Here is a 19,791-nt window from a genome sequence, read left to right on the forward strand (position 1 = left end):
ATTTTTTCATTAATTACATGGCTGCTCCATAGTTCAACAGGTTTGTTGTCGTGCCTCCAAAATTGATATTTCTTTACATTAGATGATTCTGAACCTGCTTTTAAAAACTGTTCTAGCAGCCACTCTTTTCGACTCTCTTTGGGATTGTCAATAAGTGCTTTAACAATAGCTTTACTTGTAAATCGTTTAAAATCAACTAAGACTAATTGTGGTTCAAAGCACTTTACACACCTGAAAACCAAATGAACATGACTAGTCATGATGCAATAAGCAAATACTTCCATTCCCTTGTCTTTTTGGCAATACTCCAAACTCTCTATTAAAATATTTTTGTATTCATTTCTTGTAAACACGTCTAGCCAATCAACTACTGCAAAGCTCACAAAATAAACGCCTAAAGGATTATTAAATTTATAATTTCGGCTCATCCCTGATACATTAACTTGGCTGAACTAAAATAATTATTTTTATTGAATTGTCAGTTGACATTAGTTATTACACCACACGATGCAATCGTGCGGTAGCGGGGGGTTTTATTCTGTTTAGTTTGATGTAATTTACTTGCTAAAAGCGGCTTAGCTTAGTTTACCACACGAGGAGACTCGTGCGGCAGGGGGGTATTTTATTAGTTGCATTTAAAGATTCTAAATTGTATTAACCAATCCATTAGATTGGCTTTTATAAAGTTCGTTTTTTATGTCCTCATATAATTTAAACCCTTCTTCTAAAATTTCTTTCAACTCTTTATAGTCTGAAAAACGTGGAGCTTTAAGTTTTTCATCAGAACTTATGAAGGTACACATATAATCAAACGGACCTCCACACCCTTCTCCATTTATTTTTGCATTTAAAATAAACTCTACAATACCAATATCTACACTTAAGTTAAGGCTAACATTTCCAGTCCTATCATCTACCTCGAAATATTTTCCATTTTTCTTATAAATGTTTAAATAACCTAAATCAGTTATAAGTTGAGATACCATAATAGGATCTGCCTTTTTGAATAATTTTTTGTGTGAATGCTTCTCAAAGAGGTTGTCAAACCTCTCTTTTAGTTTCACATTTATTAAAGCTTTTTTGAGAATTTCATTCATCTTATTCTGGTCTAAATCGCAATTCAATATTTTTAGTCTTAGCTATATCAATATAGTCTTGAATATTAGATAAAGCTCTATTATTATCAGGAATTTCTAAAATCAAGTTCCCTTCAAGAACTTTGCCTTTTAAATCATCTCCATACTTAGGGGCATTAATCGAAGTTCCTGGTGCATATTTTTGGCTCATTTCATTCAAATATGATTCAAAAGTTGATAGCTGTACATCATCTAAATCGGTAGCTTTTCTAGAAATGATTTCTCCGTGATTACCATCTTTAGGTGGTCGAAATGAATCTACTCGTTTTCCATTTGATAAAGTCACTTCATTATACGGATACCAACGCTCAATTCGTGCTGTTTCGTTAAATGCATTTCCTCTAGCCAACGGAGAATCATTTAGCCAGTAATCTCTAACATGATTCCAGTCGGCTCTATCCCTTGGTGTTTTTCCTTCTCTCAGTTTTCTTGATAAATATTTCTCATAGTCTGATTCTAAGATGTTATCTAAAAACCTTCCATCATCACCAAGTTTTTTGACATAGTCGTCAATAAATTTCTGAGGGTCTGATTTTGTTTTTAGAAGGTTTTCGAAATATGCTGCATCATAGTCACTTTGCTTAAGAGCTTTGTTTAGAGCATCAAGGTTATCATTATTTCTGGCTAAATCGTCAAGACCTGCATTTTTGAAGGACTTCCAACTCTCCACCAACTTCGCATAACCATCACAAAAAGAAATACTTGAACAAGTTACAATATCAAGAAAAGAAGCCTCAAATATATAATTTTCTTTGAAAGAGGGGTCTGAAAAATCAGAAATTTGCTTTTCCGTTAATTCAATTCTGTTAACACCTAATTCTCTATAAGAAAAAACACTGGCAAAACTGTTTGCAAAACTAAGTTGGAGTATTAGTAAGAGTAAAAAAAATAATATGTATTTTAGTTGCTTCACCTGTTAGGATTGATTCTTATTATTTTTTTCAAATTCGTTTCGCAATTCTAAAATTCTATTTATTACTGGCTCTTGAGTAAGATAAAGGGTATCGTGTTTATGTTTATCTCTTTTTTCTTTATAAAACTTTAACTTATCTATAAGTTCTGGCACACCACCTATAAATTCAAGTAAGCATATACCTGTATATCCTCTTGGAAGGTAATCTATCTTTCGACCAGGACTCAAATTCACATATTTCAGGATAGATTTTACCTTTATGTAATTCTCTATAGAATTATGGCTGAAGAGCACATTAAATGATTCTCCAATCTTAATGTCTTTGTTACTTTTACCAAAAACAAGTACAGATTCTTCATTGAACAAATGCCCTAATCCAAGTCTTTGAAGGTTCTTCTCAAATTTCCCTACTTGTTCTTTCTCAACACGATCTGGAATAAATAGATCATTATAATTATTGTAGAAGCCTTCTTCTCTTAAGGCTTTAATTAAATAATTTTCTAATTTCATTTTGTACTAAATTGAATTGCTTTTTGATAAAATTCTAAGGATTTGTTTAAATCTGATACAGGCAGAGAGTTTAGCAAATCGTCACTAAGTTGTCTACTAATAGAAGATTGTAAATCAATGTCAAAAATCTCTTTTACCAATCTTCTTGCTTCTTCAATTGGAATCTCAACTTTGGCAAGAGAAGAAAAATTATCTGCTGACACATTCATAATTGCTTCTAATTCAATATTTGCTCTACCGTTTGGAGCGATCAGTTTAATATCCCCTAAATCAGTTGGCAATCCCATTTGCAAAACACCCTTAAAATTAGGGTTTGCAGTTGCACTCTCAATGGCAAATATTGTTCCTCGAACTGGGTCTGTAGAAGTAGAAATCCCTCCTAATTGAGTATTTGGGTTGCCTGGGAATAATGATCCATCTACTTTACTTCTTGTAGTACCTCTGAAAAATGATTTGACTCCCTTTTGCTCTAATTGAGCAACCGTATTTACATCGGTTACGTTTTCAAGAACTTCGATCAAATCATCTGTACTATTAATTGTTGGTATCTCATCAAATCGCCTTATGGATTTTAAAATCCCATCAGCATCAAAAGCTTCCGAAAGCGTTTTTTTCAAATCATCAATTTTGTCTGGGTACTTTCTAACAAAATCATCAACTATTTCAATGTTATCAATCTTACCTGCAAGACCTTCAACACCCACTTCATCCAGAAGTTTCCAACTTCCCACCAACTCCGGTTTCTCCAAGAACGTTTTCTTAGTTGCTTCTGTAAAACTATTAAAATATTTTTTAAATGCATCAACCAAATCGGGTGAATCTAACCTTCTTAGGAGCTTGTCTATATCTCCAAAATCGTTCCTCACCCATTTTATTACGTATTCTGAACCTTCTCTGGTTATCCTGCTTTCACCAGATCGCAATCCTCTAATCAATGCCTTTGACGAACTTTTAATAGCACCAGTTGAAACTAATGGAATAACCATTCCCGTTCCATATATAGAGCTATTAGTAAAATCGAAATGAAATCCGGAATAAACTAAGCCAATTCCATCAGCAACCCAATCAAAGTTGAACGGTGCAAAGATGAGACCAAGAGCATCAATGCTGGCAAGCTTTTCTTTGTAGTCAACTTCGTTTCTGCCTGCATAAAAACAGTCACCTGACGGTGATGTTTGTTTTTTATCAACAGCATAAATACGATCTCGATACCATTGAGTAAATTGGACACAGTTATTCTCATCAGTTGTCCCAATAAATTCATTCATTCCATGATCTACAATGAAATCTTCAGGTGATGGATTGTCGGTGAAGAAATTATTAAAATCATGCTCAGCATCTTGTCTCGCCTTATTGTGAGCTGCAATCACATGTTCACTGGCACCTGCAAGAAGTTGACGTTCCATTGTTGCTTCCGTTTTCTCAAGCAAATCGAAATATTTCTCAATTCGCCCATCAACCACCAATCTAAAGTCAACGGTACCCGGAAAACCACTATACAACGCTTCTGTTTCACTTCTACCAAGAATCTCCCCTCTTGCATTTATGTAAAAGTAATGTCTGACATACTGCTTAACAGTGTTTTTAAAAACATCTTTTACGAAAGTCCAAGTCGGAGAATAACTGTTGTCAGCAATAAAACTTGCAGTTCGTTGCGTATTTTTGTAATCTTTTTTTAATCCTGAAAAGTCTATCTTAATGTTACTTCCATGAGATAGCCCCGGCATAAAGTAGTACTCACCTAAATCACCTCCAATTCCACTACATTGTACATAAGGGAGAGTAATAAGAATTGCATCTTCGGGTAAATTAGCTCTGAGAAACACTTCATCGGCCAACCGGTTCCATGAACTTTGGTGCAAACAAAGAATGTTGGTTTGAAATAAGACAACATAAAACTTACGATTGTTGATCTTTTCGTATGTTTTAAGCTTGTCAGTAAACACTTTACCAAAAACATCTTCACTAAAACCATTTATTTGTTGGTCATTGACCTCTTGAACTAATTGACTAACCAACTCTTCGTCTTGATAAATTGCCTGATCAATTTTCAGGGATCTTTCTTGGTAATAATCTATGTAAGCTTTTGAGATGGAATTGGTCTTAAAGTAGATTTCGTCAGCTCTTGGAGGATAGGTGCATTTGCAATCACCGGTAAAATCAATAGTTTTAACCAGTTCGTCATCTTTCTTAACTAAAATTTGACCAGTATTATCATTTTTCTTATTGATAAATACTTTATATGCAATGGCATCATCAGCGGCTTTTAAAACATCCGCTGAAATTGAACGAACTGCAGTCTCATCAGTAATTTTATATCCGAAACCCGCTGTCTCATAATCTTGGTTGAAAATTTGCACATTATCGTATCCATTAATCCTCAATGAATAGATAGCTCCTTGGGCAGATTCGGTAATGTCGTCGGACAGGTAGAAACCTGAAGCAACATATTTTCCATTTAAATCAGCTTTTTTTCCATCAGGCAAATAGAGAGTTTGAAATTCTGATAGTTCAGCTAACGCTTTTTCATCATTTATGCAGAGAAATTTTGTATCTGGTTGTCCAAATGCTGCCCCCTCACTCTCATCCTGCCCCCACGCAAAGAGTATACTTTCCGGATCATGTATCAAATCCCATTGGTATTTCCACAGCTCAACACCACCGGCATAGTCCATTAGGTTAGCCGTTTGGTTTACTGGAAAATAGTACACGGATTTATCGCTAAAAGTATGGCGCAAGTTAAATGCGCCATGGGCCAGTTCGTGCGCCAGCAATTCCAAATCCTGTGCCTCAAAGTTAAAAATAAATCCGTAGTTGCCTGCCAAAGGCATAAAACCTTTACGGCTGCTACCCAGATTGCTTAAGGTCATGAAAAATAAGTAAAGCGTGTTGTCGTCGGTGACGCGATCACGTTTGTAGATCCGGATAACGCGATTCATATCACTGGTGTATTTGCTGAGCAAGGCGGTGCTTTCGACTATAAAATCGGCTTCGTTAATATTCAACACTTCAATGGCCTTGTCAATGCTAACATTCCAGTTGACAACGGCTGGGCCATAAATCTCGTTCAATCTTTTTACAATAACAGAACGGTCGGTTCCTTGCGAGGGAAACGGCGAATTGTTGACCGGTACCAGCACGACGTTTCTCTCTAAACGATTGTACGACACCAATGCCGCGCGAGTCCCCTCGTGTGGTTTTACTTCATTACAACTACTCCTTCTAATTAACCTTGTTATCCTCTATAATCTCTGGTAATATATCTTTATACTCATTTCTGGTAAATACATCGAGCCACTCTACAACTGCAAAGCTTACAAAGTATACGCCTTCTGGATTATGGAATTTATAATTACGGCTAATTACTGTGATTTTATCCTATTTAGTTTGATGTAATTTACTTGCTAAAAGTGGCTTAACTTAGTTTACCACACGAGGGGACTCGTGCGGCAGCGGTGTTACCATCGGGAGATATGAGCGTGATGAGATAAAACCTTCCATCGACATTGCAACCAAAATTGCGGATGCTTTGGGCGTCTATCTTGACTATCTTACCAAGAAAACAAACGTCGAACTGGATAATTCCATTATTAAACGGGGAGTGGAGATTCAGAGCCTTCCGGATGAAGATAAGAAGCACATATTATACGCTCTTGCCGGATTATTACAAAACGTGAGAACTAAATTGGCTTTTGGAAAATGAAAAATATACAATAGCATGAATTGCAAGCTCGAGACAACATGGAAGTCTAAACCCCTCATTTAAAATACAATCGACTTACTAATTTCACTTTCTATCCTTTTGGTACTTCTGATATGCCCACCAAAAACATAGCAGGGCAAGAAAAATCATAGATCCAAACACCAAAGGTTTTCCTCCAAGTAGATTTAATTCTTTAAGAATTAATATAAATGCTTTCGCCCCTTTACCAGATGGCAAATCTCTATCACTTGGAAGTATGACTGCATCATAACTACGATTTAAAAAATAAGCTCCTACTAAAACAACAAAACCCATTATGAGATTGACATACCAAGCATCTTGTTTATCTTTTTTTCCCATTTTTAAATTGATTGTCAAATAATTGAACTTATACCTTTCTTGAAAGACTCCCCCATGCTGCCGTACGATTGTATCGTGTGATACTACTTAATTACAAAAACATTATCTAACACACCCTTTTCTCCTATATAATCTTTTGCACTGCTATATAGATACTCATAGGGGTGCAATACCAATCCTTCCTCCACAGGATTATTGTGAAACGAGTTTTACGAGTTCAATGCCACCTATAAAAAATAATTAAATGCATTAATGTAGTTTATTTTTTCATTAATTACATGGCTGCTCCATAGTTCAACAGGTTTGTTGTCGTGCCTCCAAAATTGATAGTTCTTTACATTAGATGATTCTGAACCTGCTTTTAAAAACTATTCTAGCAGCCACTCTTTTCGACTCTCTTTGGGATTGTCAATAAGTGCTTTAACAATAGCTTTACTTGTAAATCGTTTAAAATCACCTAAGACTAATTGTGGTTCAAAGCCCTTTACACACCTGAAAACCAAATGAACATGACTAGTCATGATGCAATAAGCAAATACTTCCATTCCCTTGTCTTGTTGGCAATACTCCAAACTCTCTATTAAAATATTTTTGTATTCATTTCTTGTAAACACGTCTAGCCAATCAACTACTGCAAAGCTCACAAAATAAACGCCTAAAGGATTATTAAATTTATAATTTCGGCTCATCCCTGATACATTAACTTGGCTGAACTAAAATAATTATTTTTATTGAATTGTCAGTTGACATTAGTTATTATACCACACGATGCAATCGTGCGGTAGCGGGGGCAATTCTACTTAAAGCTAATTTAACTAAGCAATTAATTAAAACCACACGAAAGGATTCGTGCGGCAGCGGGGGGCTCGCAGCCTCCTGCAGAAGCATTAAAAAATATTGCAAATGCACTCGGTACAACCGCCGATTATCTAGTTTATGGTAATACTGAAGAAAAAGCTCAGGCTACTCTAAAAGACACAGAACTCCTACAACAATTTAAAGCCCTCGAAGAACTCGACGACAAAGACAAAAACACCATTAAAAATATTATTGATGCTTTTATTAAAAGAAGTAAACTTAAAAATATTGCTGCTTTGTAATATGCCACCAGTTACAAACTTGCGGGAGTTGGGGGACTAATTCAGCATGCAAAAAACAGAGAAACCTATTTAAAATAATCCTTACATATCTTTTAAAAACTCACTTACCACTCCCAAAACAAAAGTTAAATTTTTTGAATTTGTTTTCGATGCATCTAAAACTCTTCTATCATATTGCCATAAAGGGTATTCTTGTTCTTCAATATAAATGATAACATTAAACACACCGCCAATATCACCATCAAAATGGATTTTTATTTCGTTATCAATGTAAGTTAACCACCAGTAACCAGCATGAGTTCCTTTGTCAATTAGTTTTTGTTTTGCTAAATTTTCATTGAAATAGTTTTCAACAATATTAACGCTCTCAATAGGGAGAGTTGGGGTTTCATTTACCAAATCACTTTCCATAAATCATCTCCTATTTTTTGAAAATCTTTAGCTCCTAAATCAATCAAATATTCCGCTTCTCTTGATAAAAATTCTTTTGTTCCTGCTTTCCATGGTTCATGTGAGAAATAAAACTCTTTATTTAAGGCTTTTTGATTGTCTATAAATTGCTTGTTAATTCGCCACATTTCATCATCACTCCCATTTACAAGTTTTTTTATATCATTCCATTTATCTCCAAGATCAAAATAAGTATGTGTTTTACCTGCTCTTTCAATATAAGATTTTGTATTTGGCACCTTATATTTTCCAAGCATTACTTTTGCTTCTTTCCCAGGCTTTGTTGCTAATTGAACATATTTAGCAATTTGTTCTTCCGTAAATTGTGCTAACCTAAAGCCTATTTCATCACCTTTTTTAACAACCTGAACATAACCTTCAACTATGTTTCCTTCTTTAGTAAGAAAATCTACATTTTCAAGAGTTTCAACTATCTCATCTACAGAACCATCAATCCATTTTGTAGGCTTCAACACATCATCAGCAAATTCGCCAACAACAACCTTTGAGCCTTTAACAAGTTTGTAAATTTTTCGTGAGCCTTTTACAGTTGCTTTTGTTCCAGCTTTAAGCCCTTTAGTGACAGGTTTAAGAATTTCACCCCATGCTGCCGCGCAATTGCATCGTGTGGTACTACTTAATTACAAAAACATTATCTAACACACCCTTTTCTCCTATATAATCTTTTGCACTGCTATATAGATACTCATAGGGGTGCAATACCAATCCTTCCTCCACAGGATTATTGTGAAACGAGTTTTACGAGTTCAATGCCACCTATAAAAAATAATTAAATGCATTAATGTAGTTTATTTTTTCATTAATTACATGGCTGCTCCATAGTTCAACAGGTTTGTTGTCGTGCCTCCAAAATTGATAGTTCTTTACATTAGATGATTCTGAACCTGCTTTTAAAAACTGTTCTAGCAGCCACTCTTTTCGACTCTCTTTGGGATTGTCAATAACTGCTTTAACAATAGCTTTACTTGTAAATCGTTTAAAATCACCTAAGACTAATTGTGGTTCAAAGCCCTTTACACACCTGAAAACCAAATGAACATGACTAGTCATGATGCAATAAGCAAATACTTCCATTCCCTTGTCTTGTTGGCAATACTCCAAACTCTCTATTAAAATATTTTTGTATTCATTTCTTGTAAACACGTCTAGCCAATCAACTACTGCAAAGCTCACAAAATAAACGCCTAAAGGATTATTAAATTTATAATTTCGGCTCATCCCTGATACATTAACTTGGCTGAACTAAAATAATTATTTTTATTGAATTGTCAGTTGACATTAGTTATTATACCACACAATGCAATCGTGCGGTAGCGGGGGGAATACTTTTAAAGTTTGCCAAGGTGTTTAATGTTTCAGTGGATTACCTAATTGGCGAAGGAAAACTATCCACTTATGATAAGGAAGTGCTAAAACGAATTGAAGATATAGAACAACTTGACCCGGAGACCCGGAAAAACTTATTCTTCTTGATTGACAATGTAGTTCAGAACTTTAAAACCAAACAGGCATTTAGTTAAATACTATTCTCAACATAAACACTTAACCATAGGAATAACTCCAAACTCCTACAAAAAGTAAGCTAAGTGATTCTTTTCAGGGCATTAATATTCCACATTATCTTCTCATAATATTTTCTTATCATCTTATTTGATAGCTTATGATAAAGCCAGAACATCAACAAGGTATGAGGAAAATTTATCAGAAACAGCATATTTCTGTCTGTGTCTTCTAAGTTTAATCCAATTAATAAAATAAAGAAAATTGCATACCAAAATGCTATTATCACAGGAATTAACTTCACCCATATAAATAATGGCAACATTCTCAAATCAGAATTCCGATTCATTACTTTAACATTCCAAATTAGTCTATAAGCAATCATGTGGTTTTTCCAAAATATTCTATCATATAAAAAGATATGATTGTATCTGGCGATAATAAGAAGCCTATCAAGGCTCTGTAAAGTAGATATTATCTTTTTTTTATCTATTGCCATTCTATTTTATCTGATTGTGCTTGTGGGTGAAAGCTACTAGAACTAAAGCTCGACACGTGAAAATATCAATCCAATCAATTACTTGCAATATAATACAAGTCGGTTGGTTCGATGATTTTATAGCCGGTTGACATACGTTCTTACTATTTGCATACGAATATATGATAATTGTAATAGTCAGGCATGATGCCTTGTTTAACGCAATGCAAACAATCCTTTGCCAAAATTGCTAAACAGGCAAGATTCCTTGGCAACTGCGACGTAGCCAGAGGCGTACGCCGAACGAAACCAAGCCAAACGAACATTAAAACACGCTATGATGAACTGAGGGGATCATTACTCCAGTCCAAAGAACTTCCGGCATCCATCCGGATAAGATTTGTAGTCGGGATGTTTCTCCAAAAACTCTCTGCATGGATCAAATAAGCGTTGATCGTTTGTCTTCATAACATAACTAAACACGCATGGAATTTCATAGTATCCAACCATTCCAAATTGATCCTGATAATAACCAATCTGTCTTTCATAAAAGTACTCTTCAAGTGTCATTCCCTTTTCCTTAGCAAATGCGTCTATTGTCAAAAAGGTGTTCCACCGTCTCCAATACGCTTCATACTCCTCTGACCACTCTCGGAGGAGCTGCATATCCTCCTTACTCAAATTCTTTATTTTTGGTGGAAAGTGAGTTCTCCGTCTCAAATACGTCTCGTCCTCCTCCGACCACTCCCACTCACGCAGAACCTGTAAATCACTCTCTTTCAAATTCTTTATTCTTTGTGGTATGCCGATGCTGTCGTATAGTAGAGGATTAAACTTTTCTGCTTCTTTTTCGAAAAATTCTTGTTTGTATCGTTCAGGATATTTTGGATGATTCTTTAGTCTATCAATCACAGTGTTGTAAACCTCATCGTTTATACTCTTTGCGATAAATTCTGGTTCATGACAAAAATAACTATTGCTTCCAAATTTAATAAGGTGAATTGAAATATCCCGATACAGTTCGAAATATTCATCGAGCTTATCATTTGGCACTTGGTTTTTAATGAGCGGAGCATAAAGTATATTGACAGCAGTACTTGCTAACTCCCATGGAACCAGCCCGTTTCTATAACTCCCTTGATCGAAGCCCAACATAACGGAATCTATTAGCTCTCGATATGTATCGAAAGGGAGGCAATTACTCAAATGCATATAATAATCTCCCTGTTTATAGCGATTTCCATTCTCTTCAATACGAAGAATTTCAAGAATTGTATCTTTACTGGAAAGGTTACGGCTAGAACCATAAAACTCCATTGAATAATCGTTTCTGCAAAGAGACTTGAGGCTGTCAAGCATAGCAATAGCTTGCTCAATGGTAGTAGCAACACCCATATAGGAAGCCTTCTGATTATTTATAACAGTAAAACGTTTTTGACTTTGCTGTGCAAACAACGAGGTCAAATTGAAAATGCTAATCAAAGTTAGTAATACGACTCTTTTCATATTCATACATTATATTAGTTTACAGTCAATACTAATCATTGATTGGTGCTATTAATCCTCGCCTTAACGGTTTGCCTAATAGTCGAAATCTGCGTAGAAAAGAAATCCATTTTGGGGGGATTGTTGCCTATAACAAAATATCCCATAGCGTTCGAGTTATTCCACTGCCCTGGAAAACTATTAAGCGTTTCCCGTTTAGTTTTTTCTATTGTCGTTAATCCAAAGTCGTAAGCAAACTCATCAAGTCCATTACAATGGGCTAATTCATGCGGCACGGTTTGCAGCGTTTCTCTTTTTTCCGAGTAATCATAGCGATGGAAGAACACATTCGAGCCGATTTCGTAAGTAAAAGCCGGCACACCCTTGGCAAAATCTCCTAATTTATTATCCCCAGGGGCAACCACAATCATATAGTATTCATTAGCCTTCATTGAACTGGACATTGCACCAAATATCCTATCTTCGTAAAATCTATCATGTTTATAATAGTTTTCCACAGCCACCTTTTCAACTTTACCCGGAATCCATTCAATGCCCATTACCTCATAATAACTGTTTAGGTTATTGAGGATTTTGTTTTGGGTCATTCCATCTGGCAAATCATCTCCTAAATATATTATATTAAGAACAGGACGCAACACCTCACTGGTATGTTTTTTAAACTCAATTGCTCCTTTCTTAATCCCGTTTTCGTCTATTATGTCCACTGTTGTACCATACTTAGGGGTAATCGTGAAGGTGTTCCCAATCTTGACTTTCTTCCCGTCTATATAATAATAGTACCCATCTTTGTCGTGCTCTCCCCGTTTCCCAATATCCTTTGAAACCAAAGTCAAACGGATTTCGGAGGCATTACGAGAATGGACAATCGGAACCATATAATCAAATTGATTTTGGTCTTCTAAAGTAATTGTTTTCATATCATCAAACCCGATGACCTTAGAACCAAACTCTACTGTCGCCGTTGTGTAATAATCCTCAATATAGTATCCCATATCTTCGTTCTTATTATCCCTTATCACAGTAACGAATGGAGAAGTATTAGATTGTATCGTAGCTTTGTTACCTGATTTATTTGAAATAACCTCAAATGTTAAACCTTCCGATTCGATATCATACTTTGTCCAATCAGTTTCAATAGGTATTAAAACTCTTTCATCTGTTAGTTCATTGTTTACTTTAATCGTGTCGATTAGATAATTACAATAAGTGTTCCTTTCGAATAGATCTTCAATATCATTAGCATTTACTCCCTGCGTGTATTCAGAAGATTTTAAAAAAACAGGAAGTAGTTCTATGCTCTCATAACTAGTTATCAATTTAGTTAACTCTCCATCAGCTCCACCAATCTTCAATATATAATCATAGCCGTCCCCGCTTTTAAATGCGATATTAGGTTTCACTTCAACCAACTCTATGCTGTGAGTTTTCAATAGTATATCACCTTCGTAACCGACAACCGATTTGGCGTAATATAATTCCCCAAAATATTCGTCTCGGGGGCTTAATTGTATTTCCTTTTTTTTATCGATGCTAAAAAACACCTGAGAGATAGGACTACTCTTTCCATTTTCCCTTACCTCCTCTGAACTTATGGTATAGGAGTCCTCACCTTCTCCTGCAATGACACCGATACGGATTCTATGAGGTGAGGCATACCCTTTACCTGATAAAATCTCTGTGTCCTTGGATAGTGTATCCCATGTATCCTGTATCTCCTTCATCTTATCCAGATTTAACAGAATCGCCCTTTGCCCATTAACCGTAATCCAGTATTTGCTGCTTCTCCTAAAAACCCCCTCTTCCTCATCCTGCCCCCAAGCAAACAGTATACTTTCCGGGTTATGAATCAAGTCCCATTGATACTTCCACAGCTCGGTACCACCGGCATAGTCCATCAGGTTAGCCGTTTGGTTTACTGGAAAATAGTACACGGATTTATCGCTAAAAGTATGGCGCAAGTTAAATGCGCCATGGGCCAGTTCGTGCGCCAGCAATTCCAAATCCTGTGCCTCAAAGTTAAAAATAAATCCGTAGTTGCCTGCCAAAGGCATAAAACCTTTACGGCTGCTACCCAGATTGCTTAAGGTCATGAAAAATAAGTAAAGCGTGTTGTCGTCGGTGACGCGATCACGTTTGTAGGTCCGGATAACGCGATTCATATCACTGGTGTATTTGCTGAGCAACGCAGTGCCTTCAACAATAAAATCGGCTTCGTTAATATTCAACACTTCAATGGCCTTGTCAATGCTAACATTCCAGTTGACAACGGCTGGGCCATAAATCTCGTTCAATCTTTTTACAATAACAGAACGGTCGGTTCCTTGCGAGGGAAACGGCGAATTGTTGACCGGTACCAGCACGACGTTTCTCTCTAAACGATTGTACGACACCAATGCCGCACGAGTCCTCTCGTGTGATTTTACTTCATTACAACTACTCCTTCTAATTAACCTTGTTATCCTCTATAATCTCTGGTAATATATCTTTATACTCATTTCTGGTAAATACATCGAGCCACTCTACAACTGCAAAGCTTACAAAGTATACGCCTTCTGGATTATGGAATTTATAATTACGGCTCATTACTGTGGTTTTATTCTATTTAGTTTGATATAATTTACTTGCTAAAAGTGGCTTAGCTTAGTTTACCACACGAAGGGACTCGTGCGGCAGCGGTGTTGTATTTTTACACTCACGCGTAAAACAAGATAAAAACAAGTCTTTTAAGGTTAATAAACATGGATACATTCGGTAAAAAACTGGCTACGCTAAGGAAAGAAAAAACTTTCACAGACCGATTTGGCCAAACAGCTTAAGACTTTGGTAAGTGTTATCTCTCGCTACGAACGTGATGAGATGACGCCAAGCATTGATGCAGCAAAAAAACTGGCTACACTGCTTGATACAACGGTTGGTTATCTTTTAGGAGAAAATGAAAATGCCGACATGTTCAAAAACCCGGATATGTTACGCCGCTTCAAGGACATTCTTTCGTTCCCTGAAGATAAACAGGAACATATCCTGTTTGCTATCGATTCGATGATTAAAGCGACTAAATTGGAGAGCATCTAATGCAAACCCAATAATGAAAAGAAAAACAAATAAACCCTAAAACTCTTCTACAGAACTAACACTATATATTTGATTATTCTTAATAACTATATTAAAGTCAATCCCTATAACAAACCCATCATCTGATTTACCTTTTAAAAACAAACCAACCGCACCTTTATCTTTCATCATCATATAAGTGTTAAAGGAATTTGGGAAAAATTCTTCTAATTTTCCAACATCATCTCCAATTAAAAACCTTTTCTTGCAAATTTCAACAACATTCCCCTTAGCCATAAAGTATTCAATACGGTATAATTTATTTTCACTGTCAAATAATAATGAAACACTATCACCATGGAATTTGTAGATACTAAATTCTTCTTCACTTATTTCTGAGATACCCTTATAAAAATATGTTGGCTTGCCTAAAGCTTTTATAACAGACCTGCTATCATCTCCCAAGGAAAAACCATTTACACTTAGCTCAGAAATAAAAATAGTATCATATACAATTGAGTCTCTTTTTGTTTGAGATATTCCTTGCAAACTAAAGAACAAGGCGCTAATTATCATTAATCTGGTTACCATTTCTATCAAATTTTGTTGTTATAAACATTGATGGGTCAATTCTCGCTGTACCTCCAAAAAACACTCCATCTCTTGAAGCCTCAATATGAACATGAAGCCTCTCAAGAGAGCAGCCTCTAGTACCATCAGGTCTTACTCCTGCATTACCAGTGTCTCCAGTCAATCCAATAATCTGGCCAACTTTAATTGTATCGCCTACATTCACATTAACTTCATTTAAATGACAATACATAATATAGACATCCCTTCCATCATCAAGAGTTGACCTTATTATTATTTTATTACCTAAAGATTCCGAAACATAAACCCCTGGAGTAAAGGTTTCTGTTACAGAAAATACGATGCCAGCCAAAGCAGGTCGCAAAGGAGTATTTACAGACGCTCTGACATCTACGCCACTATGAAACTGGGTACCACTTTGAATTCCTGGATTTTCATACTTATTATCATAATTACTACAATTAGTTTTGCTAGTTCTTGTACACCCAAATAACCCTCCATGTCTGCCATGGGTACCAGAAGGAACTATTTCCATATTTACAAATTGGTCTCCTGGCTTTGGGATTACTTGATTTAACAAATAAGCCTCTAAATAGTATTCCCACTCACTATTAACCGTAATCTCTATGGCATTAAATTCAGTTTTATTATACCCAGGGTTTCGTGGTGGTAAAGTTGGTGAATACAATTTGAATGTAAATTTCATAAACTGACCATCTAACCCGTTGGGGGCTTCACAATTAACTTTCGAAAAATCTGATGGATTTATCATCAAAGGGTGAAATGAAAGCTCAGAACTAGATAACACTTTCTCTCCAGAGTTAGTGCTAATCCCCAAATACCCAAATGTAACAGATTCTATTTCAACATCAAGTTTCGAACCTTTAGATAACTGAAAAAAAGACAAATCAAGTTCATCTTTGGAATTAGCATTCGCTTTCCGAATACTTTTTAACAAATCAAGAATCATCTCTTCTGACATGTTAAAGTCCATCATCGCCCCCTCCTCCTCATCTTGCCCCCAAGCAAACAGTATGCTTTCCGGATCATGTATCAAGTCCCATTGGTATTTCCACAGCTCAACACCACCGGCATAGTCCATTAGGTTAGCCGTTTGGTTTACTGGAAAATAGTACACGGATTTATCGCTAAAAGTATGGCGCAGGTTAAATGCGCCATGGGCCAGTTCGTGCGCCAGCAATTCCAAATCCTGTGCCTCAAAGTTAAAAATAAATCCGTAGTTGCCTGCCAAAGGCATAAAACCTTTACGGCTGCTACCCAGATTGCTTAAGGTCATGAAAAATAAGTAAAGCGTGTTGTCGTCGGTGACGCGATCACGTTTGTAGGTCCGGATAACGCGATTCATATCACTGGTGTATTTGCTGAGCAACGCAGTGCTTTCGACTATAAAATCGGCTTCGTTAATATTCAACACTTCAATGGCCGTGTCAATGCTAACATTCCAGTTGACAACGGCTGGGCCATAAATCTCGTTCAATCTTTTTACAATAACAGAACGGTCGGTTCCTTGCGAGGGAAACGGCGAATTGTTGACCGGTACCAGCACGACGTTTCTCTCTAAACGATTGTACGACACCAATGCCGCACGAGTCCTCTCGTGTGGTTTTACTTCATTACAACTACTCCTTCTAATTAACCTTGTTATCCTCTATAATCTCTGGTAATATATCTTTATACTCATTTCTGGTAAATACACCGAGCCACTCTACAACTGCAAAGCTTACAAAGTATACGCCTTCTGGATTATGGAATTTATAATTACGGCTCATTACTGTGGTTTTATTCTATTTAGTTTGATATAATTTACTTGCTAAAAGTGGCTTAGCTTAGTTTACCACACGAGGGGACTCGTGCGGCAGCGGTGGGGTTTTGATACCTTAATAAATTTCAAAATGACAACGTTTGGTAAAAAACTAAGAGAATGCAGGGAAGCAACAAGACTTTCACAAAGAGAACTGGCAAAGCTTTTAAATACTTCTTATTCTGTTGTTGGTAAATACGAACGTGATGAAATGACCCCTTCTGTAGAAGTGGCAAAAAAAATAGCCAAACTGATTAATACCACAGTTGGCTACCTATTAGGTGAAACAAACGAAACAAATGTTCTTAAAGACCCCGACATGCTACGCCGTTTAAACCAAATCAGCGAACTGCCAGAAAATGATAAACATTGTATTCTTTATACCTTGGATGGTTTACTGCAAAACGTAAAAGAGAAGCAGGCTTTTAATCATTAATTTTACTGTCGTTTAGTTTTTTATTTAGGTTGATTCTATTAATCTCGGGATTAGCAGGAATATATTCGACTTCATATTTCTGACCAACGCTAATGCCCTTTTTATGCGTCCTTAATACTCCTTTGACAGTTTTATTTTCTACTTTAAAATTATATTTAACCCACAACCCTCGAGTTGAATTTTGTGTATAATAAATCCAACCTATGGTTGAAGCGCCATGCTTATCAAGCTGTTCATCGCCTCTTTCCCCTTTTTGCTTAACGTAAATACCTACTGCAATAATGCAAATAAATATTAACGAGTAAACAAGGAACTGCTTTGTGTTTCTTTTATGTTCTTTTTCACTAATAGCCATTTATTCCGGGTATTACAACGTTTGTATTATCTACTGGCATTATATATTCTTCTGGAAGATATTCGAACTCTTTTACCTCTATAGTTTCTATCGCAACTTCATTCTGATTAATAACATTTTGTAAAAATATTTTTACGAATGCACCATTTGTTTCCAAAGCTCCTTTAAATGCTGATGAATGGACAATATCATAAATCTTACGCACTTTACTTCTCTCTGCAGTAGTTAACGTTGAATACCACCGAACATCAAAATCAGCCTTTGACCATTTTTTAAATACATCTAACATTTCATCAGGCAAAACATTACCTGATATCCCTAACACAAAGTCACAGAAAAATTTCTGGGTATCTTTATCTCCACTAAATAAAGATACATATTGTTCTGAACCATTAAATGGTTTCCAATCAATCGAGGCAGCTGTAAGTTCTAAAGTAATTACAGTAGTCCCTTTAATAACTGCTATCCTTGTTCCTGTTCCAAATAATTTTCTTAGCGAGGCACTTCCTCCCGTTACTACATTTATTGCTCCCGTTATTGCTACATCTGCAAAGTCAATTTCCCCAATTGCAGTTTCGAAGTCATCTGCAATAACCATATTTACAGCCGCCTGAATAGATACATCTATTATTGCCCCTTGCATAAAACGTTTTCCTGTTCGCATCAACCATTGACCAGGTTGTAATTCAGCAAAAGTAACAGATATTTTCGAAGCTAGATTTGTGGCTTTTGCTCCTGTTAGTTCTGCCACATAAGTTCCAACCTTACCCATTGAAGGCAAAGAACTAGGGCCAGAGAAAACACTTAACACTACACAATATTTCATAAGAATATCTCCAGTAGCTAATAATGGTACGACAGTTCTATAATATTCAGCTAACTCATGTCTTTCTTTTATAAGTGTAGTTAATATTTCTTCATCAATATTTCCCTCTTCAACTAACACCTTAAACATTTCAGCAGATTCTTTATCCCTACTCTTTAAATTAGCAATATCAGTTGCAATACCATGAAATAATTTCTTTTGATAATCATTCATAGAAATAGAGAAATACTTTTCCCCAACCTCTTCCATTGTTAATTCAGGCGCACCATCATTTTGCCATTTCCAATAAGCTATTTCAACTTTTTTGTTTTGTATGTAGTCATCAGCAATCCAATATTTATAAGCCCCCTCGCTCTCATCCTGCGCAAAACTAAACAGCACATTCTCCGGGTTATGAATCAAGTCCCATTGATACTTCCACAGCTCAACACCACCGGCATAGTCCATTAGGTTAGCCGTTTGGTTTACTGGAAAATAGTACACGGATTTATCGCTAAAAGTATGGCGCAGGTTAAATGCGCCATGGGCCAGTTCGTGCGCCAGCAATTCCAAATCCTGTGCCTCAAAGTTAAAAATAAATCCGTAGTTGCCTGCCAAAGGCATAAAACCTTTACGGCTGCTACCCAGATTGCTTAAGGTCATGAAAAATAAGTAAAGCGTGTTGTCGTCGTTGACGCGATCACGTTTGTAGGTCCGGATAACGCGATTCATATCACTGGTGTATTTGCTGAGCAACGCGGTGCCTTCGACTATAAAATCGGCTTCGTTAATATTCAACACTTCAATGGCCGTGTCAATGCTAACATTCCAGTTGACAACGGCTGGGCCATAAATCTCGTTCAATCTTTTTACAATAACAGAACGGTCGGTTCCTTGCGAGGGAAACGGCGAATTGTTGACCGGTACCAGCACGACGTTTCTCTCTAAACGATTGTACGACACCAATGCCGCAAGAGTCCCCTCGTGTGGTTTTACTTCATTACAACTACTCCTTCTAATTAACCTTGTTATCCTCTATAATCTCTGGTAA

Annotated in this window: 20 protein-coding genes; 4 read left to right on the top strand and 16 right to left on the bottom strand. The window is 36.3% G+C overall.

From position 1 onward, the window contains the following. From ACT3CD_RS16820 to ACT3CD_RS16840, 5 genes are all read right to left on the bottom strand, one after another. Positions 1 to 428: transposase (locus ACT3CD_RS16820; protein WP_444646828.1), on the bottom strand; the 428-nt coding region annotated here is incomplete at its 3' end. Between the two features lie 216 nt (positions 429 to 644). Then, on the bottom strand, positions 645 to 1,097 hold the full coding sequence (locus ACT3CD_RS16825; protein ID WP_444646829.1) for a hypothetical protein: 453 nt from the start codon (positions 1,095 to 1,097) through the stop codon (positions 645 to 647). Between the two features lies 1 nt (position 1,098). Next, entirely contained in the window at positions 1,099 to 2,049 is a 951-nt protein-coding gene (locus tag ACT3CD_RS16830; RefSeq protein WP_444646830.1) for a hypothetical protein, read from the bottom strand. Between the two features lie 3 nt (positions 2,050 to 2,052). Further along, the gene (locus tag ACT3CD_RS16835; protein ID WP_444646831.1) at positions 2,053 to 2,559 is read right to left on the bottom strand and encodes a hypothetical protein; all 507 of its coding nucleotides are present in this window, start codon (positions 2,557 to 2,559) and stop codon (positions 2,053 to 2,055) included. Further along, on the bottom strand, positions 2,556 to 5,630 hold the full coding sequence (locus tag ACT3CD_RS16840) for a hypothetical protein (protein ID WP_444646832.1): 3,075 nt from the start codon (positions 5,628 to 5,630) through the stop codon (positions 2,556 to 2,558). The genes ACT3CD_RS16835 and ACT3CD_RS16840 overlap by 4 nt, the downstream gene beginning before the upstream one ends. A gap of 392 nt (positions 5,631 to 6,022) precedes the next feature. On the opposite strand from ACT3CD_RS16840, the gene ACT3CD_RS16845 reads away from it, so the two are divergent. Further along, entirely contained in the window at positions 6,023 to 6,262 is a 240-nt protein-coding gene (locus ACT3CD_RS16845; protein WP_444646847.1) for a helix-turn-helix domain-containing protein, read from the top strand. Between the two features lie 84 nt (positions 6,263 to 6,346). Here ACT3CD_RS16845 and ACT3CD_RS16850 read toward each other — a convergent pair whose 3' ends face one another. The 5 genes from ACT3CD_RS16850 to ACT3CD_RS16870 all read right to left on the bottom strand — a co-directional run bounded on the left by ACT3CD_RS16850 (position 6,347) and on the right by ACT3CD_RS16870 (position 9,411). Further along, a complete protein-coding gene (locus ACT3CD_RS16850; RefSeq protein ID WP_444646833.1) occupies positions 6,347 to 6,622 on the bottom strand; it encodes a hypothetical protein in 276 nt (91 codons plus the stop codon). Positions 6,623 to 6,990: 368 nt separating this feature from the next. After that, positions 6,991 to 7,311, bottom strand: coding sequence for a transposase (locus tag ACT3CD_RS16855; protein WP_444646834.1), 321 nt, complete (start codon positions 7,309 to 7,311; stop codon positions 6,991 to 6,993). A gap of 492 nt (positions 7,312 to 7,803) precedes the next feature. After that, positions 7,804 to 8,133 carry a hypothetical protein gene (locus tag ACT3CD_RS16860; protein ID WP_444646835.1) on the bottom strand — a complete coding sequence of 110 codons (330 nt, stop codon included), beginning with the start codon at positions 8,131 to 8,133 and terminating at the stop codon, positions 7,804 to 7,806. Continuing rightward, positions 8,115 to 8,645 carry a hypothetical protein gene (locus tag ACT3CD_RS16865; protein ID WP_444646836.1) on the bottom strand — a complete coding sequence of 177 codons (531 nt, stop codon included), beginning with the start codon at positions 8,643 to 8,645 and terminating at the stop codon, positions 8,115 to 8,117. The genes ACT3CD_RS16860 and ACT3CD_RS16865 overlap by 19 nt, the downstream gene beginning before the upstream one ends. 304 nt (positions 8,646 to 8,949) lie before the next feature. Then, positions 8,950 to 9,411, bottom strand: a complete 462-nt coding sequence (locus tag ACT3CD_RS16870; RefSeq protein ID WP_444646837.1) for a transposase — start codon at positions 9,409 to 9,411, stop codon at positions 8,950 to 8,952. A gap of 125 nt (positions 9,412 to 9,536) precedes the next feature. Here ACT3CD_RS16870 and ACT3CD_RS16875 point away from each other — a divergent pair, with 125 nt between their 5' ends. Further along, entirely contained in the window at positions 9,537 to 9,713 is a 177-nt protein-coding gene (locus tag ACT3CD_RS16875) for a hypothetical protein (RefSeq protein WP_444646838.1), read from the top strand. Positions 9,714 to 10,528: 815 nt separating this feature from the next. Here the strand turns inward: ACT3CD_RS16875 and ACT3CD_RS16880 are convergent. After that, a complete protein-coding gene (locus ACT3CD_RS16880; protein ID WP_444646839.1) occupies positions 10,529 to 11,677 on the bottom strand; it encodes a hypothetical protein in 1,149 nt (382 codons plus the stop codon). Between the two features lie 35 nt (positions 11,678 to 11,712). Further along, the gene (locus ACT3CD_RS16885; protein WP_444646840.1) at positions 11,713 to 14,040 is read right to left on the bottom strand and encodes a hypothetical protein; all 2,328 of its coding nucleotides are present in this window, start codon (positions 14,038 to 14,040) and stop codon (positions 11,713 to 11,715) included. Positions 14,041 to 14,479: 439 nt separating this feature from the next. Here ACT3CD_RS16885 and ACT3CD_RS16890 point away from each other — a divergent pair, with 439 nt between their 5' ends. After that, on the top strand, positions 14,480 to 14,752 hold the full coding sequence (locus ACT3CD_RS16890) for a helix-turn-helix domain-containing protein (protein ID WP_444646841.1): 273 nt from the start codon (positions 14,480 to 14,482) through the stop codon (positions 14,750 to 14,752). A gap of 36 nt (positions 14,753 to 14,788) precedes the next feature. Here ACT3CD_RS16890 and ACT3CD_RS16895 read toward each other — a convergent pair whose 3' ends face one another. Continuing rightward, the gene (locus tag ACT3CD_RS16895; protein WP_444646842.1) at positions 14,789 to 15,322 is read right to left on the bottom strand and encodes a hypothetical protein; all 534 of its coding nucleotides are present in this window, start codon (positions 15,320 to 15,322) and stop codon (positions 14,789 to 14,791) included. Then, the gene (locus ACT3CD_RS16900) at positions 15,297 to 16,889 is read right to left on the bottom strand and encodes a M23 family metallopeptidase (RefSeq protein WP_444646843.1); all 1,593 of its coding nucleotides are present in this window, start codon (positions 16,887 to 16,889) and stop codon (positions 15,297 to 15,299) included. Before ACT3CD_RS16900 ends, ACT3CD_RS16895 begins: the two co-directional genes overlap by 26 nt. Positions 16,890 to 17,235: 346 nt before the next feature. Here ACT3CD_RS16900 and ACT3CD_RS16905 point away from each other — a divergent pair, with 346 nt between their 5' ends. Then, positions 17,236 to 17,580 (top strand): helix-turn-helix domain-containing protein, encoded by a 345-nt coding sequence (locus tag ACT3CD_RS16905; protein WP_444646844.1) that lies wholly within the window; start codon positions 17,236 to 17,238, stop codon positions 17,578 to 17,580. Here the strand turns inward: ACT3CD_RS16905 and ACT3CD_RS16910 are convergent. Beyond that, positions 17,570 to 17,935, bottom strand: a complete 366-nt coding sequence (locus ACT3CD_RS16910; protein WP_444646845.1) for a hypothetical protein — start codon at positions 17,933 to 17,935, stop codon at positions 17,570 to 17,572. The two genes, ACT3CD_RS16905 and ACT3CD_RS16910, sit on opposite strands and share 11 nt — an antisense overlap. Next, positions 17,925 to 19,604 (bottom strand): hypothetical protein, encoded by a 1,680-nt coding sequence (locus ACT3CD_RS16915; RefSeq protein WP_444646846.1) that lies wholly within the window; start codon positions 19,602 to 19,604, stop codon positions 17,925 to 17,927. Before ACT3CD_RS16915 ends, ACT3CD_RS16910 begins: the two co-directional genes overlap by 11 nt. Positions 19,605 to 19,791: the final 187 nt, after the last annotated feature.

The sequence above is a fragment of the Geofilum sp. OHC36d9 genome, assembly GCF_052400685.1.
GTDB lineage: Bacteria > Bacteroidota > Bacteroidia > Bacteroidales > Marinilabiliaceae > CAZHHH01.